Raw genomic sequence first — 22,032 nt, forward strand, 5'->3', positions numbered from 1 at the left:
GTGACGCCGGGAGCGCGGCCTGCGCGGTCGCGCCGCGCGAAGGCGCACGTGCACGCAGGTCCGGGCCGAGCGCCGCGCCGGCCGCCGGCCTGCGCTACGTCCCGGCCCGGCGTCCGGCCGGGCGTGCCCCGATGGCCTACAGGCCCCGGGGGAGGCGCTCGGTCGGGTTTCCGCGCCGCCACCTGCCTGCCTGCGGTCCGCGCTTCCGCGCCCGCCGCCGCGCGGGCTCGCTGACGGCCGTCACCCTGTCGCCGGGGAGCGGGACGGTCAGGTCCAGCCGTAGCGTTCGTGCAGCCGTCGCCGGACCAGGTCGAACCGCATCCGGTCCAGCGCGCACGCCTCCCGGCGCATGCCCTCCTCGTGCAGCCGCAGCACACGGTCCACGGCCACCCACGAGTCCCGGCCCGACCGGTCCCACGGACCGTCGCCGATCGGCACCCACTCCCGGTCACCGTCGTGCCGCTTGCCGGACAGCCGTACGGCGAGGAGGGTGCCCGCCGTCTCCCGGGCCACGACCAGCACCGGGCGGTCCTTGCCCCGGCCGTCGTTCTCCTCGAACGGCACCCAGGTCCACACGATCTCCCCGGGGTCCGGGGCACCGTCGTGGGCCGGGGAGTACTCGGTGCGCACGCGGCCGATCTCGCGCGGGTCGGCCTCGGTGGTGGCATGGGGGCCGTGCCGGCCGGGGACGTTCTCTTCGGTGGAGGTACTCACGCGGGCACCCTAGGCGCTCTTTCCCGGGAGGTGGCGGGCGCCCCTCGCCTGCCGCGTCACTCCGGAGCGGCGTCCGTGCCCCGAGCCGGTGCGCCGCCGATCCACATGCCGGGGCGCCGGCGGTGCACGGTGAGATACGTCAGGCCGTCCGCCCCCGCGGCGATGCCGCGCGAGGAACCGTGCGGCAGCCAGACCAGGGCGCCCTCGGTGAGCGGCTCCTCCTCGGCGGACGGGCCCTTGCCCAGGACGCCGTCGCCGGCGACGACCAGGAGCAGCACGTCCAGCTGCGCCTCGGTGTGGACGGTGATCCGCCCGTCCGGGGCGAGCCGGACCACGTTGGCGTCGAGCTGGCGTCCGCTCTCGGCCAGCTTCCACAGCGCCCCGGCCGGCACCGGCGGCGCCTCGGCCAGCGCACGCGTGTCGCACAGGACATGTGGGTCCGCCGCCGTGCGGCCGGCCGGTGCGGTGTCCATCGCGGACGGCGACGTCATGGAAGTTCCCCTCGGCTCTCGCGTTCTGCTCTGCCCGCTGGGGGCCCCACCCAGCCTACAATTAATACATGTAGGGTTCGTGAAAAAGGGGCGGCAGACAGGAAGAGGTGTCCGGGCGTGACCAGGCGGGAGAGCCCACGGCGCCGGGAGGTACTGGACGTGCTGCGCGCCGCTCCCGCGCCGCTGGGCGTCGCGGAGACGGCCGAACGGATGGGCCTGCACCCCAACACCGTCCGCTTCCACCTGGACGGTCTGGTGGCCGACGGCCTGGTCGAACGCCGTACGGAGCCGTCCGTGGGGCCCGGCCGGCCCCGCACCGTGCACACCGCACGCCCCGGCATGGACCGCGGCGGCCCCCGCGACTACCGGCTCCTCGCCCGCATGCTGCTCAGCCGGTGGGCCGCCGCCGACCCGGCGCAGGCGCGGGCGGAGGCGGTGGAGACGGGTCGCGTCTGGGGTCGATCCCTGGTGGACCCGCCGCCCCCGCACGAGCCGCCGGCGCCCGAGCGTTCGGTGGCCCGGCTGCTCGGCCTGCTGGACGGCCTGGGCTTCGCGCCGCAGCCGGAAGGGGGCGGCGGGCCGGACGGGCCGCCCCGGCGGATCCGCCTGCGGCACTGCCCCTTCCTCGAACTAGCCGAGGAACGGAGCGACTTGGTGTGCCCGCTGCATCTGGGTCTGATGCAGGGGGCGTTGGCGAGGCTGGGCGCGCCGCTGACGGCCACCGCGCTGGAGCCGTTCGCCGAACCGGAGTCCTGCCTGGCCCACCTGGCCCCGGCGTCCCCGCTCTGAACCGACCGCCCCCACCCAGCCGGCGGCCCCCCGCGCGATCCGTCCGCGTACCCGTCCTGACCCGTCGGCCCCGGCGGAGAAAGGCCCCACACCGATGAACGCCACGTCCGCCGCCACCGCGAGCGCGGTCACCTTCGTATGGCTCGGGATGGTGCTGGCGATCTCCTTCCTGGAGGCGCCGCTGAAGTTCCGTGCCCCCGGGGTGACGATCCCCGTCGGCCTGGGCATCGGCCGGCTGGTGTTCCGCGCGCTGAACGCCGTCGAGGCGGTCCTCGCGGTCGCCGTCCTCGCCCCGGTCGTCGTGGGGGACGCTCCCACCGAGGTCCTCGTGCCGGCCGTGGCGGCGGCGGCGGTGCTCCTCGCCCAGGTGGCCGCCGTCCGGCCCCGCCTGAACCGCAGGTCGGACCGGGTCCTCGCCGGGGAGGAACTGCCCCGCTCGCGCAGCCACTTGTGGTACGTGGCCCTGGAGGTCCTGAAGGCCGTGACCCTGGTCGCCCTGGGCGTCGCCCTGCTCACGGTGTGACCCCGCGGCCGGGGACCCCTGGTGGCGCCCCGCGGGGCCGCGCGGCCGGGTGCCCGGTGAGGGATCCGGCCGCACGGACCACCGCCGTCTCAGCCCTCCTGCTCCAGGGGCACCTTCTGCATCTTCTGCGAGGCCGGCGTCGCCACGCCGTTGTGCGCGGACGGGATCCCGTTCACCGGCTGCCCGTTGTCGCCCGTCGAGGCGAGCAGCTTACGGGCGAGACCCAGGCCCGTGCCGCCCATGGTGAGGGCCTTGGCGAACAACTCGCCCATGCCTTCGGCGCCGTTGAGCAGCACCATGTTGTCCACGTTGCCGAACGCCGACGCGCCCGCCTGGACGATCTCCGGCCACCTCTCGGCGAGTTGCTGGGCGACGACCGCCTCCTGGTTCTCCGCGAGGGCAGCCGCCCGGGCCTTGATGGACTCCGCCTCCGCCAGCCCCCGGGCCCGGATCGTCTCGGCGTCCGCCAGGCCCTTCGCCTGCGCGGCGGCGGCCTCCGCCTCACCGGTGGCCCGGGTGCTGGCGGCGCTCGCCGCACCCCGGGTCTTGACCGACTCGGCCTCCGCCGCCGCGGCGGCCTTCACCCGGGTCGCCTCGGCCGCCGCCGCCAGCTCGGTCTCCTTCGCCTTGGCCTGCGCCGCCGAGATACGCGCGTCGCGGTCGGCCTCGGCCAGGGTCCGCTTCTCGTACGCCGTGGCGTCCGCCGGCTTGCGGACGTCCGCCTGAAGCTGTTGCTCCCGCCGGTGCGCCTCCAGTTCGGCGACCCGCGTCTCCTGGACGACGACCTCCTGCCGGGACGCCGCCGCTGCGAGCGGGCCCGCCTGCTGGGCCTTCGCCGCCGCCTTGTCCCGCTCGGCCTGGTAGCCGGCCTGGAGGATCTCGCTGTCGCGCGTGGCCTCCGCCATCCGCGCCATCGACTGCTGCTCGGCCTCGGTGGCGAGCCGGTTCGCCTCGGCCTGCGCGATGCGCGCGTCCCGCTGCACGGCCGCCGCGTGCGGCATCGCCAGGTTCTGGATGTACCCGGTCGGGTCCTCGATCTCGTGGATCTGCAACGAGTCCACGATCAGACCCAGCTTCTCCATCTCCGTACCGCAGGCCGCCCGGGTCTGCCCGGTCAGCTTCTCCCGGTCACGGATCATGTCCTCGACCGTCAGCCCGCCCACGATGGACCGCAGATGACCGGCGAAGACGTTGTGCACCCGCTCCGCCATCAGCTTCTGCTGGTCCAGGAAGCGGCGGGCCGCGTTCGCGATCGACACGAAGTCGTCGCCCACCTTGAAGATGACCACGCCCCGCACCTTCAGCGGGATGCCCTGATGGGTCACGCAGTCCACGTGCAGCTCGGTCTCGTTCAGGTCCAGCGAGAGCTTGCGCACCGCCTGCACCCCGGGCACCACCATCGTGCCGCGCCCGGTGACGATGCGGAATCCCATGCCCGCCTCGAGACCCTCGGTGCGGTGCGTCGAACCGGAGATGACGAGTGCCTCGTTGGGCTCGGCGACCCGCCACATCATCTTGAACAGACCGATCAAAACGAGGACGGCACCCACGACCGCCCCCGCAACGACGCCGACCATCATCGGCATACGCCCCCTTTGCATGGTGCCCGTCCGGCACCGGTCGAAGGGAGTGTGCGCCCGCCCGGGGCCCCGGAGAAGGCACCGGCAGAACCTTGTCGCAATCTTGACGCCCAAGGTCCCGGCCGGGGGCTGAGCAGGCTCAACCGCCGTACGCGGCCGTGACGTAGACGGTCCTCGGCGGCAGGTGCTCCACCACCATCACCACCGTGCCCGGCGTGAGCCGGCCCGTGCCGTCGGCCGGATGGGCGAGGAAGTGCTCCGCGCCGCCGCGCACCCGCACGATCACCTCGCCGACCAGACCGGGCCCCACCGTCCCCGTCACCCGACCCATCAGCCCGACCATCGACGCGTCGCCCATGGCCCCAGCGTACGGGCGGAAACGCCGTCACAGGGCCGGCCGGTCCGTGTACGCCCGTGCCGGCGGCCACCGCTCGTGCCAGCGCAGCTCCGCCTCCAACCGGGCGGCCAGCGACACCAGAAGGGGCTCGCTGTGCGCCGGGCCGAGCAGCTGCGCACCCACCGGCAGCCCGGGTCCGGCGAAGCCGGCCGGCACGTTCACGCCCGGCCAGCCCAGCACGTTCCACGGCCACGCGTAGGGACAGGCGGCGATCATCGCGCGGTCGGTGGCCAGCCCGCCGAGCCCGGCCAGGGCGCCGATCTGCGGCGGGGGAGTGGCCGTCGTCGGCGCGAGAATCACGTCGTACGACCGGAAGAACGCGCCGATCCGCCGGTGCAGCACCGCCTCGGCGCGCCGGGCCACCCGCAGCGGCGCCCCGGCGAGCAGCCGCCCGAGCCGGGCCGTGCCCCGGGTGCGCGGGTCGAGCAGTGCGGGGTCGGGTGCCTCGCGGACCCGCTCGGCGATCCCGGCGGTGGCCCGCGGCAGGAAGGTCAGTCCGATCTGCCCGTACGGAGGATCGGCCTCCTCGACCTCGTGTCCCAAGTCGGCGAGCTTCGCGGCCAGTTCCACGACCCGGGCGCGGATCTGCGGGTGCAGCCGGGCCGGTACGGGGGTGAACGGCGGCTTCAGGGAGAGGGCGATGCGCAGCCGGCCGGGGTCCCGGCCGACCGCGTCCGCCACGGTCAGTGGGGGCGGCCGGTGCGGGTCCCGTTCGTGGTTGCCGCTCGCCGCGTCCAGCAGCAGGGCCGCGTCGGCGACCGTGCGGGCGAGGGTGCCGTGGACCGTGATGCCGTGGAAGGACTCGCCGCGCGGCCAGGTCGAGATACGGCCGCGCTGCGGCTTGATGCCGATGAGGTGGGTCCAGGAGGCCGGGATCCGGACCGAGCCCGCGCCGTCGGAGCCGAGCGCGGCCGGGACGAGCCCCGCGGCCACCGCGGCGGCGGAACCGCCGGAGGACCCGCCGGGGGTGTGCCCGGTGTGCCACGGGTTGCGGGTGTCGCCGAACGCCGGGCCCTCGGTGAACGGCCACTGCCCCAGCTCACATGTGTTGGTCTTGCCGACGATCACCGCGCCGGCCGCGCGCAGCCGCCGTACCGCCTCTCCGTCCGCCGCCGCCGGCGGGAAGTCGCCCCGGCAGCCGAACGCGGTCGGCTCGCCGGCCACGTCCATGTCGTCCTTCACCGCCACCGGCACGCCGAGCAGGGGGCGCCGCGTTCCGGCCGCCAGCTCCCGGTCGGCGGCGTCCGCCTCGGCGAGGGCGGCCTCGGCGCGCACGATGCGGAAGGCGTTCAGCGACGGCTGCGTGGCCTCGATCCGGGCCAGGGTCCGCTCCACCAGCGCGCGGGAGGTCACCTCCCCGTCGGCGAGGGCGCGTCGGGTGTCCGCGAGACCCGCGGCACGGTCGGGCGTCATGGGGGAGCACCTCCGGGAGGCTCCGGGCACGATGTCTACCGCACGGTAACGTCGAAACGGCGGCCGGCGTACGGATTGCGCCCGGAAGTCGCGCCACGCAAGCCCCGCGGCCCACGGCCGCCACCCGGGCGGCCCGGGATTTACGGTTCCGGGACCGCCCCGGCGATGCTTGAACGCTACAGTTCCCGCTGTGGGCCACGTCACAGCAGCGGCAGACGGGCTGGTGGTGACCCATGTCCACGCGCAACCGAAGCAGTCTGGGGGGATTGATGGTGCGTGAGATGGTGAAGGGTTCGAACGCGACATTGCCGGCTCTGAGTGAGCATGTCGCGTCGGTGATCGTCAGCCTCCGCTGGGCCAGCCCGAGCGGCGAGGGCGACGCGGACGTGTCGGTCCTGCTGCTGGGCCCGGACGGCCAAGTCCGCAGCGATGCCGATTTCTACTTCTACAACAACCCGGTCGCCGCCGACGGAAGCGTGCAACTGCTGGGCAAAGTCTCCGCGGAGCAGGGCGACGAGGACCGGATCGGGTTCGACCTGACGGCGGTGCCGGACGACGTCCACCGGATGGTGGTGGCCGCCAGCCGGTACGAAGGCGCGTCCTTCGGTGAACTGGAGGACGTGACGCTCACGTTGTCCGACGGGACCGGTGAGGGCCTGCTCCGGTTCGCGGTCGACGACGTGGCATCGGTGAGCGCGCTGATCTTCGGCGAACTGTACCGCCGTGAGGGCGTGTGGAAGTTCCGTGCCGTCGGACAGGGGTACGCCGACGGACTGGCCGCCCTGGCGACGGACTTCGGGGTCGACATAGACGACGACGCGGCGCTGGAGCACATCCTGGACGAGGTCCCGGCCGACGGGGAGGGCCCGGCGGCGGACACGGGCGCCGGCACCCCGGGCGGCCCGGCGACGCTGTCCGCCGTGCCCTCGCCGCGCCGGTCCGAGGAGGTGACCCGGGCGCCCAGGGCGACGGCACGGCCCCGCACGGCCAAGAAGAAGATCACGCTGCCCCGGGCGGCCGGACCGTCGCTCGCCGGCAACGAGTCCTGGCGCCGGGCCAGGCTGTTCCCCGTCTCCATGCTCAAGAGCGACCGGGACCGGGAGACCCGGGCCACCTCCGTCCTGCTGTCGGTGATGGCCCAGGTGCCGGAGTTCGGCAGAAGACTCACGGCGGCGTTCGGTGCGCCGGCCGGCCGCATGGAGACGTTCGCGGAGGTCTCCCTGCCGCACGGGGACACACCGCGGCGCCCGGACGGCGTCGTCCGCGTCGAGCGGGCGGGCAAGCTGTGGACCGCGCTGGTCGAGACGAAGACCAACGGCAACGCGCTCAGGAGCGAGCAGGTGCAGGCGTACATGGACATCGCCGCACGCCGGGGCTACGAGGCCGTGATCACCCTGTCGAACGACGTCGCGCTGGAGGGGAGTCCGCTGGTCGACGTCAAGGTCGACGGCCGGCGCAAGCACAAGGTCGGGCTGTGGCACCTGTCCTGGGCGGAGGTCGCCTACCAGGCGCAGGTGCTGATCCGCCACGAGGGCGTCGGCAACGCCGCGCACGCCTGGCTGCTCCAGGAACTGCTGCACTACCTCCAGCACGAGAACTCCGGCTGCCACGGATTCCAGAATATGGGCCCCGCCTGGGTCCCGGTCCGCAACGGCATCGACGACGACACCCTGTGCCACGGCGACCCCAGGGCACTGGAGGTCGTGGAGAGCTGGGAGCGGCTCATCCGCCAGGTGTCCCTGGGGCTCGGCGGCGAGCTCGGCCGCAAGGTGCTCCCGGTGCAGCGGGGCAGGCGCGGCGGCGAGCCCCGCGAACGACGGCAGGCGCAGGCCGACCGGCTCTGCCTGGAGGGGCGGCTCCGGGCCGAACTCCGCATCGACGGGGCGCCGGGTGTGCTCTCGGTGGGCGCGGACCTGCGCACCGGGAAGCTCCGCGTCTCCACGGACCTCCCCGCGCCCGAGCAGGGCTACCCCCTCACCTGGGTGAAACGGCTCGTCCGGCGGCTGGCGGAGGCGCCCGCCGATCTGCACGTGGAGACCCTGGTCGACGGTGACGCCGGAGGCCCGCGGGGCACGCTGGAGCGGCTGCGCCCCGAGCCGGCGGACCTGCTGCCCCGGGGCGACGGTGCCCGGATCACCGGCTTCCGCCTCTCCCTGTCCAAGGGCATGGGCAGTGGCCGGGGCAGTGCCGAGACCGGTTTCATCCGCAGCGTCGACCAGGCCGTGCAGCACTTCCTGAGCACCGTGGTGGTGCACCTCGACCACACGCCGACGCGCCGGGTGGCCGGGAGGGAGGCGGCGGTGTCCGGCTGACCGCCGGTCCCGCGCGCAGCCCCGGGGTCTCGGACAGGCGGTCCGCGGGCCGTCCGCGGTCGCGGTCGCCGGTTCAGCCCGCCAGCAGGCGCCGCAGCCAGCCGATCCGGGCCGCGCGGGCCGCCCGGGACAGGGCCGCCTCGGGGGCCAGGGCGTCGAAGCCGTGGCAGCCGCCCGGCCAGACGTGGAGTTCCGCCTCGCCGCCGGCCTGCCAGATCCGGGACGCGTAGGAGACCACCTCGTCCCGGAAGGTCTCCGCCGAGCCCACGTCGAGAAAGGCCGGGGGGAGGCCGGAGAGATCGGTGGCGCGGGCCGGGGCGGCGTACGGGGAGACGTCCGGGCCGCCGCACCGGTCGCCCAGCAGTGCCGTCCAGGCGGTGTCGTTGGCGGTACGGTCCCAGACGCCCAGCCCGGCCATCTGGCGGCTGGACCCGCTGTCGTTGCGGTCGTCCAGCATCGGGCCCATCAGCAGCTGGCCGAGCGGGCGCGGACCCCGCCGGTCCCGGGTGAGCAGGGCGAGCGCGGCGGTCAGGCCACCGCCCGCGCTGGCGCCCGCGACGACGATCCGGTCCGGGGCGCCGCCGATCTCCTTCGCGTGCCGCGCGGTCCACAGCAGCCCGGCGTACACGTCCTCGACCGGCGCGGGATGCGGGTGTTCGGGCGCGAGCCGGTACTCCACCGACACGACCACCGCGCCCAGTTCGTCGGCCCAGGCCAGGGCCTCGGTCACACCGGCCCGGTTGGAGCCGGCCACCAGGCCGCCGCCGTGAACGTGGTAGATCACCGGCAGGGCCGCCGTGACGGGGGCGGACGCGGGACGGCAGACGAGGAGGGAGACGTCGGGGGCGCCGGCGGGGCCGGGCGCCGTACGGTCCTCCGTATCGAAGGCGCCGTCCAGGGTGGGGTCGACCAGCTCGACGGCCGCGCTGCGCCGGGCGCCGTCGAGGTCGTCCAGGGTGAAACCGGGCGACAGCACGTCCCGGAACCGCTCCAGTACGGCGGCGAGTTCCGGGTCGAACGGCGGCGGAACCAGGGGCATGCCTTTTCCTCCCGTGAGACGTCCGGCGGCCGGCGGTCCGGTGCGGCCGCGTGACCGGCCGTACGACGGCCCCCGGCACCTCCTGGAGCGGCGGTGCCGGAACCCGGCCGGCGTACGCGGTCACGACCCGCCTACCCCGCCGTCGCCGGGTCACCTGCGTCACCGGCACCTCACCGCGCCGCCCGGGCACGGCGAAGGGCCGAAGCCGTGGCGGGCTCCGGCCCTATCGCGGGTCCTGCGGTCAGGCCGCGGCGGCCTGACCCACGGTGCCGTGCAGATGGGCGACGACCTCGGTCAGCTGGGCGGCGACCTCGGCGTCGTCGGCCGGGTGGGTCGCGGCGAAGCGGGTCACGGAGCCCGGGATGGAGAGCTTGATGTCCTCGATCACCCTGCCGCCGGCGATGCCCACGGCCTTGCGGGTGTCGTCCTGCGCCCACACGCCGCCGTACTGGCCGAAGGCGGTGCCGATCACGGCGACGGGCTTGCCGCCGAAGGCGCCGGCGCCGTAGGGGCGGGACAGCCAGTCGATGGCGTTCTTCAGAACGGCCGGGATGGTGCCGTTGTACTCGGGGGAGAAGAACAGGAAGGCGTCGGCGGCCTGGGCGGCCTCGCGGAGCTTCGCGGCGGCGGCCGGCACGTCGCCCTCGACGTCGATGTCCTCGTTGTAGAAGGGGACGTCGGCCAGGCCCTCGAACAGCTCGACCTCCGCGCCCTCGGGCGCGAGCTTGGCGGCCGCCTCGGCGAGCTGGCGGTTGTGCGAACCGGCGCGCAGGCTGCCGACGAGCGCGAGGATGCGAACGGACATGAGAACTCCAAAGGGCTGAAACGTCGCTGTCACGAATCCGGACCGAGGTCCGTTTAAGTTTCTATCACCCTAAGCGGACCGCGGTCCAGTTCTCTTCCCGATGCTTTACGCTGTCTTCATGTCCCGCGCGCTGCCGCCCTTCCCGAACCCTCAGGAGCCCCTCGGCGAACCCAGGCTGCTGGAGGTCGGCGCCGCTCCCGAAGAGCCGTGCCTGCGGGCCGACGCCGCCCGCAACCGGGCCCGGCTGCTGGAGGCCGCCGCCCGGCTGATCGCGGAGCACGGCGTCGCCGGGGTCACCATGGAGGCGGTCGCCGCCGCGGCCCAGGTCGGCAAGGGCACCGTCTTCCGGCGCTTCGGCGACCGCACCGGACTGCTCATGGCCCTGCTCGACCACTCCGCCCGGCAGCTACAGGCCGACTTCGTGGGCGGCCCCCCGCCGCTCGGGCCCGGCGCGCCGCCCCTGGAGCGGCTGCGGGCGTTCGGCGTGGCGGTGCTGTACCGCTCCGCCGAGCAACTGGACCTGCAACTCGCCGCCCAGGCCGAGCCGGCCCGCCGGTTCACCCACCCCGCGGTCGAGGCACTGCGTGTCCACGTCGCGATGCTGCTCCGGCAGATCGTGCCGGACGGCGACTGCGACCTGCTCGCCCAGACCCTGATGGCCTCACTGGACCCGGCCCTGATCCACCACCTGACCCGGCAGTGCGGCATGCCGATGGAACGCCTGGAGGCCGGCTGGACCGACCTGGTCGCCCGGGTGACCCGCACCGGCCCGTACCGCTAGACCGTCACGGCGGATATGAGTCCGCGCCCGGTGCGCGCCGCGCCGCGGCGGCTCCGCCCGCCGGCGTACCGGTGCCGGTTCTGTGCAACGGTGAACCACCTTGCCCCGGCTGCTCCCGGTGCCCGGGGCTCTGCCAGGATGCGGTCTGTCATGGTGCAGATACCGAACACGCCCACGAGTGCCGATGTGGCCCGCCTGGCAGGCGTCTCCCGCGCGACCGTCTCCTACGTCCTGAACAACACCGGCGCGGTACGCATCAGCGAGCCGACACGCCGGCGCGTGCGCGAGGCCGCCCGCGAACTGGGGTACGTCCCGCACGCCGCCGCCCGCAGCCTGCGCGCCGGGCACAGCCGCATGGTCCTCATGCCCGCCCCTGCCGTCCCGGCCGGGCCCCTCTACAGCGCCTTCCTCAACGAACTCCAGTGGGCGCTCGGCCGTCTGGACTACACCGTCGTGCAGTACGGCAGCGTCGGCCTGGAGGGTGACGAAGCCGCCCGTGCCTGGGCGGAACTGCGGCCGGTCGCCGTCCTGGTACCGGGCACCGGCCTCGGCCCGCAGGGCGTCGCCGTTCTCAAGCGGTCCGGAGCCCGTGCCGTCGTCACCCTCGGCCCCGTGCGCGTCGACGGCGCCCACGCCCTGCTGATGGACCACGACGCCGTCGGCCGCTGCGCCGCGACGCACCTGTACACCCGTGGCCGGCGCCGGATCGGTGTGGTCGTACCCGCGGAGTCCGGGCTGGAGGCGTACTCGCGTCCCCGGCTCGCGGGCGTCCGCGAGGCACTGCGCGGCACGGACGCGACCGTGACTGAGCTGCCGCTCGCCCACACCGAGGAGGCCGCCGCCGAACTCGCCGCCCGCTGGCCCGAGTCGGGCCTGGACGCGGTGTTCGCCTACAACGACGAGTACGCGATGCTGCTCATGCGCGCGTTGCAGGACGAGGGCGTACGCATCCCCGAGGACGTCGCCGTGATCGGCGCCGACGACCTGATGCTGGGCCGGCTGCTGCGACCGCGGCTCAGCACGGTCCACATCGAGCTGCCCTCGGGCCGCGACCTCGCCGGGCTGGTCGACCGCGCCGTACGCGATCCCGGCGGCGAGCCCGAGGTGCACACCGTGCTGGGGGCCTCGGTGGTGCGGCGCGAGTCGAGCTGACCCGGAACCGAGGCCCTGTACGCGTTACTTCTGCGTCTCGCCCTGCTGGGCGGCGATGCTCTTGCGGACCTCGTCCATGTCGAGGCCGCGGGCCTGCCCGATGAGGTCCGTGAGGACCGGCGCGGGCAGGGCGCCCGGCTGGGAGAAGACCGCCACCTGGTCGCGGACGATCATCAGCGTCGGGATCGACTGGATGTCGAAGGCCGCGGCCAGCTCCGGCTGCGCCTCCGTGTCCACCTTGCCGAACACCAGATCGGGATTCTCCGCCGCCGCCTTCTCGTAGACGGGCGCGAACTGCCGGCACGGGGGGCACCAGGGCGCCCAGAAGTCGATGAGGACGAACGCGTTCTCGCTCATCGTCTGGTCGAAGTTCTCCTTGGTCAGCTCCACGGTGCTGCTCATGGCGTGATTCCCTCTTCCTGGTGTAGGGGTGTGCCGACGGCGGAAACACGGCCGCCGGTCCGCCTATTCCACGCGCGCACGCCCGTGTTCCGCGCGCGTACCCCTGTGGCCACGGCGCACACCACCCACCAGACTGACCCCATGACGGAAACGGAATCCATCGCCTACGACGTCGTGGTGCTCGGCGGCGGCCCGGTCGGCGAGAACGTCGCCGACCGCACCCGCGCGGCCGGCCTCACCACCGCGGTCGTGGAGAGCGAACTGCTCGGCGGCGAGTGCTCGTACTGGGCCTGCATGCCCAGCAAGGCCCTGCTCAGGCCGGTCATCGCCCAGGCCGACGCCCGCCGCCTGCCCGGGCTCCGCCAGGCCGTGCGGGGCCCGCTCGACACACCGGCCGTGCTGGCCCACCGGGACGAGTACGCCTCCCACTGGAAGGACGACGGCCAGGTCGCCTGGCTGGAGGGCACGGGAGCCGACCTCTACCGCGGCCACGGCCGGCTGGCCGGACCCCGTACCGTCGCCGTCACCGGACCCGACGGCACGGTCACCACCCTCACCGCCCGGCACGCCGTCGCGGTCTGCACCGGCACCCGCGCCCAGCTGCCCGACCTGCCGGGACTGGCCGAGGTCAGGCCGTGGACCAGCCGCGAGGCCACCAGTGCCAAGGCGGCGCCCGGCCGGCTGATCGTCGTCGGCGGCGGTGTCGTCGCCACCGAGATGGCCACCGCCTGGCTGGCCCTCGGCTCCCGGGTCACCCTGCTGGTCCGCGGCAAGGGTCTGCTGCCCCGGATGGAGCCGTTCGCCGGCGAGCTGGTCGCCGACGCGCTCGCCGAGGCGGGCGCGGACATCCGCACCGGCACCTCCGTCGAGTCCGTCACCCGCGAGAACGGCACCGTCGTGGCCCTCACCTCCGCGGGCGACCGCGTCGAGGCCGACGAGATCCTCTTCGCCACCGGCCGTACCCCGCAGACCGACGACCTCGGCCTGGACAGCGTCGGCCTGCGACCCGGTTCCTGGCTGGACGTGGACGACAGCCTGCGGGTCACCGGCACCGACTGGCTGTACGCGGTCGGAGACGTCAACCACCGCGCCCTCCTCACCCACCAGGGCAAGTACCAGGCCCGAGTCGCCGGCGCCGCCATCGCCGCCCGCGCCGCCGGGAGCCCCCTGCTGGACGAGCCCTGGGGGGCGCACGCGGCCACCGCCGACCACGACGCCGTACCCCAGGTCGTCTTCACCGACCCCGAGGCCGCCGCGGTCGGCCTCTCCCTCGCCGAGGCGGAACAGGCCGGCCACCGCGTCCGCGCCGTCGACGTCGAATTCTCCTCCGTCGCCGGGGCGGGCCTGTACGGCGACGGCTACAAGGGCCGCGCCCGCATGGTCGTGGACCTGGAGGACGAGATCCTGCGCGGCGTCACCTTCGTCGGCCCCGGCGTCGGCGAACTCATCCACTCGGCCACCGTCGCGGTCGCCGGCCGCGTCCCGCTCGGCCGGCTGTGGCACGCGGTCCCGTCCTACCCGACCCTGAGCGAGGTGTGGCTGCGGCTGCTGGAGGCGTACCGGGACAACTGAGCGGCGCCTACGGGAGGCGGAAGCCGAGGGCCTCGGCGGCCGTCTCCGGGGACGGCTGCGCCCACAGGGCCGCCACCGCCTCGTCGGTCGACAGGGACCGGATCTCGGCGCGGTCCAGGTACAGCGTGCCGTCGAGATGGTCCGTCTCGTGCTGGACGATCCGGGCGGGCCAGCCGGTGAACACCTCGTCCAGGGCGCGGCCCCGCTCGTCCTCGCCGCGCAGCCGTACCTCCGCGTGCCGGGCCACCACCGCCTGCCAGCCCGGCACGCTCAGGCAGCCCTCGAAGAACGCGGCCCGGGCGCTGCCGGCCGGCTCGTACACCGGGTTGACCAGGACCCGGAACGGCTGCGGGACCCGGCCCCGGACCACGGCGATCTCCTGCGGCACCGGCGCCGGATCCTCGATCACCGCGATCCGCAGCGGTACGCCGACCTGCGGCGCGGCCAGTCCCACGCCGGGCGCCGCGTGCATGGTGACGCGCAGGGCCTCGATGAACCGGGCCAGCAGGGCGGGGCCGAGCTGGCCGTCGTACGGCTCGGTGCCGCGCCGCAGCACCGGCCGTCCGGCCGCGACGAGGGGCAGGGGGCCGCCGGCGGCGAGGAGTTCCTCGACCCGCTCGGCGAGCGGTGCGTGTTCACGGGGAGGTGCCATCGCGTCAGGATGCCATGCCCGGGCACCGCTCCCCGTGGGCACACGTCACCGGGCCGGGCCGGGTTGGGAAGCCCGGGCCGGCCCGGTGAGAACGGCCGTGCTCCGTCTCGGCCGTCCGGGGCCTGGCCGTTCCCGGACGGAACGGCCGGTCCCCGTCTCCTGTCGTTCGGGGCCGGTCGCGTCATGCCTCCGGGAAGTCGCCCGCGAGCGCCGAGGCGATCCGCAGGTGCCGGCCGGCCTCCTCGTGCCGGCCCTGCCGCTGGAGGGTGCGGCCCAGCATCAGCCGGGCGTAGTGCTCCACCGGGTCCCGCTCCACGACGGTCCGCAACTCCGCCTCGGCGCGCCGCAGCTGCGCCGAGTGGTAGTAGGCGCGGGCCAGCAGCAGCCGGGGACCGGTCTGCTCCGGCGCCTCCTCGACCAGCCCGGCCAGCACCCGCGCCGCACCCGCGTAGTCCCGGGCGGCGAAGAACAGCCGCGCGCGCTCCCAGCGCTCGGCGGCGGTGCCGTGGTCGTAGTACGTGGTCTCCACCTGCGTCTCCACTCCTGGCCTCCTCGTCCCTCCTCGACGCGGCCATAACGGAGTGCAGTTGTTTAATATTCCACTACTTCGGCCGGGTGGCCCCGGCGAGGCCGCGGCAGCACGTGGCGTTCGGGGCGCCAGGTGGCGACGAGAGCCGCCGCCAGCAGCAGTTCGGCGATGTCACCCCCGTAGTACATGATCATCGCGCCGCCCTGGACCTGGGGGACGGGAGCGTGGACGTCCACCCAGAAACCGCCGTACATCAGCTGTGCGACGACCGCGTGCACGGCGATGGCGCACCCCAGGTACACCAGCCGGGTGCGCACACCGGGGCGGGCCGGGGCCGGGTCGGGGCCGGCGACGGCGTACGCGAACAGGCAGCCCGACAGCAGGAAGTGGGCGTGCAGCAGCCAGTGTCCGGCCGGGTGGGCCGTGGCGGTGCCGTAGAGCGGGGTGAAGTACAGGACCACGAGGCTGCCGGCGGACAGCAGCAGACCGGCCGCCGGATGGGCGAGCAGGCGGGCCGGGCCGCTGTGCAGGAACGCGGTGAGACGCCGGGCACGCGGTGCGGGCAGGGCGCGCAGCAGGAGCGTGACCGGCGCGCCGAGCACCAGGGCGAGCGGCGCGTACATGCCGATGAGCATGTGCTGGGCCATGTGGCCGCGGAAGTCCCGGTGGGCGAGGCCGGCGACGGGCGGCAGCAGCGCCGCCGCCAGCAGCACCAGGCCGGTGCCGAAGGCGGCGGTGCGCCAGGGGTTCCAGCCCCGGACCGGGTTGCGGCGGCGTGCCCGGCGGACCAGCAGCAGATATCCGCCCGCGCACACCACCAGGGCCAGCGCGGGCAGCACGGTCTCCAGCGGGCCGCCGCCCTCGTGGTGGTGCGGGTGACTCATGCCGGGGTGCGGGTGGAGCATCCCGGGGTGCGGGTGCAGGGTGCCGTCGTCCATCAGGCGGTGCGGTCCTCTCCGCCCGCGCGGGGGGCCACCGGATCGACGGGACGTGCACCACGTCGCAGAAGCCGGCCGCCGGCCAGCAGCAGCGCGCCGAGGGCCAAGAAGCCGATGTCCCACCAGACCTGGTACGGCCCGCCGTGCACGTGGTGGATGCCCAGGATCTGGTGATCCAGGAGGCCCTCGACCAGGTTGAACAGCCCCCAGCCGGCCAGGATCCAGCCCCACAGCACCCGTGAGGCCCACACCTGGCGCCGGCCGGTGGTCACCCGGGCGTACAGGACCGCGAGGCCGCCGAGGACGGCGAGCCAGCACACGGTGTGGAAGACGCCGTCCCACACGGTGTTCATCCGCAGCCCGGAGACGGTGTGCGGATCGTAGTACTTGACACCGATGTGATCGTGGTCGGTGCTGGTGAGCATGTGGTGCCATTGCAGCAGCTGGTGCAGCAGGATGCCGTCGACGAAGCCGCCGAGCCCCACCCCCAGCAGGATCCCCGGCAGTCGAAGGCCGGGCGGCGCGGTCCCGGTCCTGCTCTCGCGCACGATGGTCGCCATCGCTCCTCGTCTCGGTCGGTTTCCGGGTTCGTTCCCCGGGGGCCGGTTCCCCGTTTCGGCTGCCCTACCGACAGCTACCAGTTCCCGGGCTCCACCGCTGCGGCACACTCGGCCATCTGTGGGCCGCGTACGGCACCCTCGGCCCGTCCGGGCCGAGGGTGCCGTACGCGGCCCGGGTGGCGCCCTCGGCGGCCAGGGCGGTCGCGCCGGTCCGGCCGCGGTGCGACTCCCTCAGGCCGTCCGCCCGGCGAAGAACTCGCCCAGCGCGGACGCGAGCTCCTCGGGCGCCTGTTCGGCCACATGGTGCCCGGAGTCGATGCCATGGCCGCGCACGTCCTTCGCCCACCGCCGCCAGATCCGCAGCGGATCCCCGTGGAGGTACTCCAGATCGTCCCTGAGCGACCACAGCACCAGCGCCGGGCACCGGATCAGGTTCCCGGCGGCGCGGTCGGCCTCCTCGTGCCGCAGGTCGACGGTCAGCCCGGCCCGGTAGTCCTCCAGCATCGCCCGCACCACCTCGGGGTTCCTGGTGGCCTCCCGCCACTCGTCGTGGTTCTCCCGCCCCATGATCCGCGGGTCGCCGCGGTACCAGCTGTCCGGATCGGCGTTGATGACCCGCTCCGGGATGTCCGGCTGGGCGAAGAAGAACCAGTGCCACCACTGCGTGGCGAACTCGGTCGTCAGCGGCGACAGGTGCTCGCTGATCGGGAGGCAGTCCAGCAGCGCCACCCGGGAGACGGCGTCGGGGTGGTCCAGCGTCAGCCGCAGCGCCACGGCGCCCCCGCGGTCGTGCCCGGCGACCGCGAACCGGTCGTGGCCGAGCGCGCGCATCACCTCCACCACGTCACCGGCGACGGCCCGCTTGGAGTATCCGGCGTGGTCCGCCGTGGGCGCCGGACCACGCGAGCGGCCGTAGCCGCGCAGGTCGGGACAGACCACGGTGAAACCGCCGCGGACCAGCAGCGGGGCGACCCGGTGCCAGGTCGCGGACGTGCGCGGATGGCCGTGCAGCAGCACCACCGGCGGACCCTCGCCGCCCTGGCGTACGAAGACCGACGCACCGTCCGTCCGTACCGTGCTGACCTCGAAACCCTCGAACACGGACCACCCCTCCGCTCTTCCCGCCGACGCGTCGCGGAACGGCTCCGGCCGGCTCGCCGGGGCTGTTCCGCCCGGCAGGGGTACCCGCCCGCCGACGGGAAGAACCCGGCGCGCCCGCGGTACGGCGTGGACGTGCCCCGGCTCGGACGGAAGGCGGCTGATCACATGCCCGGGACCACGGACGGCCTCACCGACGACACGGTCGACCTCCATTTCATCGGCAACGCGACCGTGCTGCTGCGCTACGGCCCGCTGACCCTGCTCACCGACCCGAACTTCCTGCACCGCGGCCAGTACGCCTACCTCGGCTACGGGCTGCTGAGCCGGCGCCTGACCGAGCCCGCCGTGCAGCCGTGGGACCTGCCCCGCCTCGACGGGATCGTGCTCTCGCACCTGCACGGGGACCACTGGGACCGCCGGGCCCGACGCCACCTGGACCACGCGGTGCCGGTGATCAGCACACCGCACGCCGCACGCCGGCTGAGGGTGCTGCACGGATTCGAGCGGACGGCGGGACTGCGGACCTGGCAGGGACTCACCCTCCGGCAGGGCCGGGCGCAGGCCACGATCACGGCACTGCCCGGCCGGCACGCCGGGCATCCGGTGCTGCGCGGGCTGCTGCCGCCGGTGATGGGCAGCATGATCGAGTTCGGGCCGGTGGGCGGGCCGCCGCGGCTGCGGCTGTACGTCTCCGGCGACACGCTGCCCTACGACGGCCTGGACGAGATCACCCGCCGTTTCCCCGCCGCCGACCTGGCCGTGCTGCACCTGGGCGGCACCCGCCTCCCCGGCGGGTTCGTGGTCACCATGGACGGTGCGCAGGGTGCGGAGCTGGCCCGGCGCCTGGACCCCCGGGCCGTCCTGCCCGTGCACTACGGCGATTACACGGTGATGCGCTCGCCGCTGTCCGCCTTCCTGGCGGAGGCCGGCCGGCTCGGCCTCGGCGACCGAGTCGTCCACTGCCCGCACGGCAGCCGCGCCCGCCTGTCCGCGGAGCACGGGGCGGCCCCCGTCGTCACCTGACCGGGACCGGTGCCGCCCCGGCCGGTCGCGGTGCCGCCTCGTCCGGTCCCGGTGTCGGCCCGTCGCGGTGTCGTCCCGTCCCGGACGGAAGCCGGGACGGCACCGGGGCGGTCCGGCGCCCAGCGGGTCCTGACGGTGTTTCACGGCCCTTCCTGACGGCTCCCGCACGAGCCGTAGCGGCGCCGCGCGTGTGCTCAGCGGGGCACCACACGCGCGGCCATGCCCGTGCGCGCTCCCCGCGCGGCTCCCGTGCACGGCGACTTCACCGCGGCGATAGGTGAGCGTTCCAAGAAGTTCGGTCAGCACCGTTGACGCGGCGTACCGGCGCCCGCACATTACCTATCGGTAGTACCCGCGGTAATCCCGCGACCGCTACCTCACGGCCGTCGTCGTACGTACGCCTGCCCGGCCAGGCCCCGACGGCCGGCGCTCCCCCCGGCTCGAGCCGTCGCGTTCTCGCGCACCAGCACGCCTGCGGGCACCCCAGGCCCGCACGCTCCGTGTCCCCGCCACGAGAAGAGAGAGCACATGCCCCTGCCTGCCCTGCGCCCCGCCCCGCGCCGCCGTGTCCTCACCGCGGCCTGCGCGGTCACCGGCGCGCTGGCCCTCGGCCTCACCGCCGCCCCCACCTCCGCCCACGCGACGGCACCCCTCACGTACGCGGCCCTCGGCGACAGTTACAGCGCGGCCTCCGGCGTCCTGCCCGTCGACCCCACCAACCTGCTCTGTCTGCGCTCCACCGCCAACTACCCGCACGTCGTCGCCGCGCACACCGGCGCCAGGCTGACGGACGTCACCTGCGGGGCCGCCCAGACCAAGGACTTCACCCAGGCCCAGTACCCCGGAGTCGCTCCCCAGGCCGACGCCGTCGCCCCCGGCACCGACCTCGTCACGCTCACGATCGGCGGCAACGACAACGGCACCTTCATCAACGCCGTGGCCGCCTGCGGCACCGCGGGCGTGCTCAGCGGGGGCGCGGGCAGCCCCTGCAAGGACAAGTACGGCACCTCCTTCGAGGACGCGATCGACGCGAACACCTACCCGGCGCTGAAGACCGCTCTGCGCGCTGTACGGGCCAAGGCGCCCGACGCCCGCGTGGCCGTCCTCGGCTACCCCTGGATCACCCCCGCGACCGCCGACCCGTCCTGCTTCGCGAAGCTGCCGATCGCCTCCGGTGACGTGCCCTACCTGCGTTCCCTCCAGACCCACCTCAACGCCGTCGTCCGGCGCGCCGCGGAGGAGACCGGCGCGACCTACGTCGACTTCGCCCAGGCGTCCGAGGGCCACGACGCGTGCAAGCCCGTCGGCACACGGTGGATCGAGCCGCTGCTCTTCGGCAGCAACATCGTGCCGGTGCACCCCAACGCCCTCGGCGAGCAGCGGATGGCCGAGAGTGTCGTGAACGCCCTCGGCCTCGACTGAACGCCCTGGACCTCGTTCCCGGTTTCGACGGGCCCGACTGACGGACGCCGGCCCGCCGACAGGCGGGTCGGTCCGGCCGGCGGATCGACGGGTCCGACGGTCCGCCGGGTCCGACGGGTCCGCCGGTCTGCGGGGCGGATGGTCCGCGGCTCCGTCGGCCTGCGGGGCTGCCGGGTCCGCGGGTCCATCGGCCTGCGGGTCTGCCGGTCCGGCCGGTCAGCCGGGCCGCCGGCCCCTCGGGCCTGTCCGGTCGTTCGGTCTCCGGTCTCTCCGGCTCGTCCGGTCCGCCACCCCGTCCGGCCCGCCGGCTTCCCGGCCTCCGTGGCCGCGCCGCCGTCACTCGCCTGGTGGCGGCGCGGTCCTCCGTGCCCCCGGATGGCGGATCAGCCGCGCTATGCGGACGCGAACGGGGTAAGGGGACGGCGACCGGTCGACGAGTGTCTGTGACGAGGAGCGAACCATGACCGACGACGCCTACCTGTTTCTCGCGGACGACCCGGCCGACACGCTCGGCGTGCCGCCGGCCGCGACGGAACCGCTCGCCTGCATGGACACATCAGCGGTGCGCGCGTGGCTCGACGCGCAGGGCGTGTCGGCGACTTCCCCGCGGCTGCGGGTGGTGCCTCCGGAGGACACCACGGCCATTCCCGCGGAGGCGGAGCGGCTGCCGGTTCCGCTGAGCGAGGAGGAACTGAGCCGGCTGCGCCACCGTACGGCTCCCGAGACCCTGGCCGCGGTCGAGACCGACCTGCTCGCCTACCGCGACTGCGCGCACGGCCGCGACGAACTGCTCGCTCGCGCGGTGGCCGCGGGTGTCGCCCCCCACCGCATCGCCGAACTCACCGGTGAGGACCCGGCCGTGGTCCGGGCGGCGGCCGTCGGCTGAGCGGATGCCGCGCCGGCCGGGGGGGCCGGAACCTGCTCCGGGCACGCCTCCGGGAGCGCGTTCCGCCGCCCCGCGGTGTACCCCGTGCCGGGCAAAAGGCTGAGCAGCCATAACCTGTCCGGTTTCCCTTCCGTTTGCTCAGGTGCGGGTGAGTGCCCGCAACAGTGTCTGAAGGGCTGGGAAACCGATGAAACGGGCTACCCGTAACAGTGTGATCGCCTTCGCCGCCGTCTCCGGTGCGATGGCAGTGGCGGGGCCGGTGTACGCCGACTCCACCGCGAACGGGGCCGCGGTCGGCTCCCCCGGGCTGATCTCCGGCAACGGCATCCAGTTGCCGGTGGACGTCCCGGTGAACGTGTGCGGGAACACCGTGAACGTGGTCGGGCTGCTCAACCCCGCGATGGGCAACCGCTGCGCCAACGAGGGCGGCGCCAAGGCGGGGAAGGAAGGGGCCGAGTCGCAGGGCGGGGCCACGGCTCACGGTGCCGCGCAGAACTCGCCGGGCGTGGTGAGCGGCAACGGCATCCAGCTCCCGGTCGATCTGCCCGTGAACGTCAGCGGCAACAGCGTGAACGTGGTGGGCGTCGGCAACCCCGTCTTCGGCAACCAGTCGGTGAACGGGTCGGCCGACCGGCCCGACGAGCCGCAGCGCAGCACGCCGCCCCGTCACGAACCGCCGGTACGCTCCGAGCCCCCGCACCGGCCGCACGGCACGCCGCCGGTCCGCTCGACGCCGAGGCCGGCCCCCGTCGTACAGGAGCGCACGCCCGGCACCCTCGCGCACACCGGCACGGACGGCACCTGGGCACTGGCCGCCGCGAGCCTGGCCTCGCTGATGGGCGGAACGGTGCTGTACCGCCGCTCCCGCGTGAAGGCGTCCGGCCGACAGGGCTGACCGCACACCCGGCGAGACGGTCCGGCCGGCCGGTCCCCGACAGGACCGGCCGGCCG

23 protein-coding genes are annotated in these 22,032 nt (G+C 74.5%); 10 read left to right on the plus strand and 13 right to left on the minus strand.

Annotated elements, in window-relative coordinates; genetic code table 11:
• Positions 1-267 precede the first annotated feature (267 nt).
• Together ABZ117_RS19080 and ABZ117_RS19085 are read right to left on the minus strand one after the other, a co-directional pair.
• Positions 268-714: a type II toxin-antitoxin system PemK/MazF family toxin gene (locus ABZ117_RS19080; RefSeq protein WP_356822190.1), complete on the minus strand. Its 447-nt coding sequence runs from the start codon at positions 712-714 to the stop codon at positions 268-270.
• Between the two features lie 56 nt (positions 715-770).
• A complete protein-coding gene (locus ABZ117_RS19085; protein ID WP_356822192.1) occupies positions 771-1,205 on the minus strand; it encodes a hypothetical protein in 435 nt (144 codons plus the stop codon).
• A 117-nt stretch (positions 1,206-1,322) separates the two neighbouring features.
• Between ABZ117_RS19085 and ABZ117_RS19090 the strand changes: the two genes are divergently transcribed.
• Positions 1,323-1,994, plus strand: a complete 672-nt coding sequence (locus ABZ117_RS19090; RefSeq protein ID WP_356822194.1) for a helix-turn-helix domain-containing protein — start codon at positions 1,323-1,325, stop codon at positions 1,992-1,994.
• A 94-nt stretch (positions 1,995-2,088) separates the two neighbouring features.
• Entirely contained in the window at positions 2,089-2,517 is a 429-nt protein-coding gene (locus ABZ117_RS19095) for a hypothetical protein (RefSeq protein WP_356822196.1), read from the plus strand.
• An 89-nt stretch (positions 2,518-2,606) separates the two neighbouring features.
• On the opposite strand, the gene ABZ117_RS19100 is transcribed toward ABZ117_RS19095, so the two are convergent.
• From ABZ117_RS19100 to ABZ117_RS19110, 3 genes are all read right to left on the minus strand, one after another.
• Complete coding sequence (locus ABZ117_RS19100; RefSeq protein WP_356822198.1) at positions 2,607-4,103, minus strand: SPFH domain-containing protein; 1,497 nt, start codon at positions 4,101-4,103, stop codon at positions 2,607-2,609.
• A 133-nt stretch (positions 4,104-4,236) separates the two neighbouring features.
• Positions 4,237-4,455, minus strand: coding sequence for a hypothetical protein (locus tag ABZ117_RS19105; protein ID WP_356822200.1), 219 nt, complete (start codon positions 4,453-4,455; stop codon positions 4,237-4,239).
• 27 nt (positions 4,456-4,482) lie between these two features.
• Positions 4,483-5,907 carry an amidase gene (locus ABZ117_RS19110; protein ID WP_356822202.1) on the minus strand — a complete coding sequence of 475 codons (1,425 nt, stop codon included), beginning with the start codon at positions 5,905-5,907 and terminating at the stop codon, positions 4,483-4,485.
• Positions 5,908-6,188: 281 nt separating this feature from the next.
• Between ABZ117_RS19110 and ABZ117_RS19115 the strand changes: the two genes are divergently transcribed.
• Positions 6,189-8,219, plus strand: coding sequence for a TerD family protein (locus ABZ117_RS19115; RefSeq protein WP_356822204.1), 2,031 nt, complete (start codon positions 6,189-6,191; stop codon positions 8,217-8,219).
• A gap of 73 nt (positions 8,220-8,292) precedes the next feature.
• Here the strand turns inward: ABZ117_RS19115 and ABZ117_RS19120 are convergent, their stop codons facing one another.
• Both ABZ117_RS19120 and ABZ117_RS19125 read right to left on the minus strand, forming a co-directional pair.
• Positions 8,293-9,258, minus strand: a complete 966-nt coding sequence (locus ABZ117_RS19120) for an alpha/beta hydrolase (RefSeq protein ID WP_356822206.1) — start codon at positions 9,256-9,258, stop codon at positions 8,293-8,295.
• Positions 9,259-9,499: 241 nt separating this feature from the next.
• Positions 9,500-10,063, minus strand: coding sequence for an NAD(P)H-dependent oxidoreductase (locus tag ABZ117_RS19125; RefSeq protein ID WP_356822208.1), 564 nt, complete (start codon positions 10,061-10,063; stop codon positions 9,500-9,502).
• A 100-nt stretch (positions 10,064-10,163) separates the two neighbouring features.
• On the opposite strand from ABZ117_RS19125, the gene ABZ117_RS19130 reads away from it, so the two are divergent.
• Positions 10,164-10,844 carry a helix-turn-helix domain-containing protein gene (locus tag ABZ117_RS19130; RefSeq protein ID WP_356822209.1) on the plus strand — a complete coding sequence of 227 codons (681 nt, stop codon included), beginning with the start codon at positions 10,164-10,166 and terminating at the stop codon, positions 10,842-10,844.
• A 138-nt stretch (positions 10,845-10,982) separates the two neighbouring features.
• Positions 10,983-11,996: a LacI family DNA-binding transcriptional regulator gene (locus ABZ117_RS19135; RefSeq protein WP_356822211.1), complete on the plus strand. Its 1,014-nt coding sequence runs from the start codon at positions 10,983-10,985 to the stop codon at positions 11,994-11,996.
• A 24-nt stretch (positions 11,997-12,020) separates the two neighbouring features.
• On the opposite strand, the gene ABZ117_RS19140 is transcribed toward ABZ117_RS19135, so the two are convergent.
• Entirely contained in the window at positions 12,021-12,398 is a 378-nt protein-coding gene (locus ABZ117_RS19140) for a thioredoxin family protein (RefSeq protein ID WP_121785650.1), read from the minus strand.
• A 141-nt stretch (positions 12,399-12,539) separates the two neighbouring features.
• Between ABZ117_RS19140 and ABZ117_RS19145 the strand changes: the two genes are divergently transcribed.
• Positions 12,540-13,970 (plus strand): NAD(P)/FAD-dependent oxidoreductase, encoded by a 1,431-nt coding sequence (locus ABZ117_RS19145; RefSeq protein WP_356822212.1) that lies wholly within the window; start codon positions 12,540-12,542, stop codon positions 13,968-13,970.
• A gap of 7 nt (positions 13,971-13,977) precedes the next feature.
• Here the strand turns inward: ABZ117_RS19145 and ABZ117_RS19150 are convergent, their stop codons facing one another.
• The 5 genes from ABZ117_RS19150 to ABZ117_RS19170 form a co-directional block, all read right to left on the minus strand.
• Positions 13,978-14,622, minus strand: coding sequence for a peptide deformylase (locus ABZ117_RS19150; RefSeq protein ID WP_356822214.1), 645 nt, complete (start codon positions 14,620-14,622; stop codon positions 13,978-13,980).
• Positions 14,623-14,803: 181 nt separating this feature from the next.
• Positions 14,804-15,151, minus strand: a complete 348-nt coding sequence (locus ABZ117_RS19155) for a tetratricopeptide repeat protein (protein ID WP_356822281.1) — start codon at positions 15,149-15,151, stop codon at positions 14,804-14,806.
• A 62-nt stretch (positions 15,152-15,213) separates the two neighbouring features.
• A complete protein-coding gene (locus ABZ117_RS19160; RefSeq protein WP_356822283.1) occupies positions 15,214-16,035 on the minus strand; it encodes a cytochrome c oxidase assembly protein in 822 nt (273 codons plus the stop codon).
• Positions 16,036-16,088: 53 nt separating this feature from the next.
• Positions 16,089-16,649: a DUF2243 domain-containing protein gene (locus ABZ117_RS19165; RefSeq protein ID WP_356822216.1), complete on the minus strand. Its 561-nt coding sequence runs from the start codon at positions 16,647-16,649 to the stop codon at positions 16,089-16,091.
• Between the two features lie 231 nt (positions 16,650-16,880).
• Entirely contained in the window at positions 16,881-17,750 is an 870-nt protein-coding gene (locus ABZ117_RS19170) for an alpha/beta hydrolase (protein ID WP_356822218.1), read from the minus strand.
• Between the two features lie 165 nt (positions 17,751-17,915).
• Between ABZ117_RS19170 and ABZ117_RS19175 the strand changes: the two genes are divergently transcribed.
• The 4 genes from ABZ117_RS19175 (at position 17,916) to ABZ117_RS19190 (ending at position 21,976) form a co-directional block, all read left to right on the plus strand.
• Positions 17,916-18,773, plus strand: a complete 858-nt coding sequence (locus ABZ117_RS19175; RefSeq protein WP_356822220.1) for an MBL fold metallo-hydrolase — start codon at positions 17,916-17,918, stop codon at positions 18,771-18,773.
• A 528-nt stretch (positions 18,774-19,301) separates the two neighbouring features.
• On the plus strand, positions 19,302-20,195 hold the full coding sequence (locus ABZ117_RS19180; protein WP_356822221.1) for an SGNH/GDSL hydrolase family protein: 894 nt from the start codon (positions 19,302-19,304) through the stop codon (positions 20,193-20,195).
• Between the two features lie 460 nt (positions 20,196-20,655).
• Positions 20,656-21,081, plus strand: coding sequence for a DUF6003 family protein (locus ABZ117_RS19185; RefSeq protein WP_356822223.1), 426 nt, complete (start codon positions 20,656-20,658; stop codon positions 21,079-21,081).
• Between the two features lie 211 nt (positions 21,082-21,292).
• Positions 21,293-21,976 carry a chaplin gene (locus ABZ117_RS19190; RefSeq protein WP_356822225.1) on the plus strand — a complete coding sequence of 228 codons (684 nt, stop codon included), beginning with the start codon at positions 21,293-21,295 and terminating at the stop codon, positions 21,974-21,976.
• Positions 21,977-22,032 lie beyond the last annotated feature (56 nt).

This window comes from Streptomyces sp. NPDC006309 (assembly GCF_040613095.1).
In the GTDB taxonomy this organism is placed as follows: domain Bacteria; phylum Actinomycetota; class Actinomycetes; order Streptomycetales; family Streptomycetaceae; genus Streptomyces.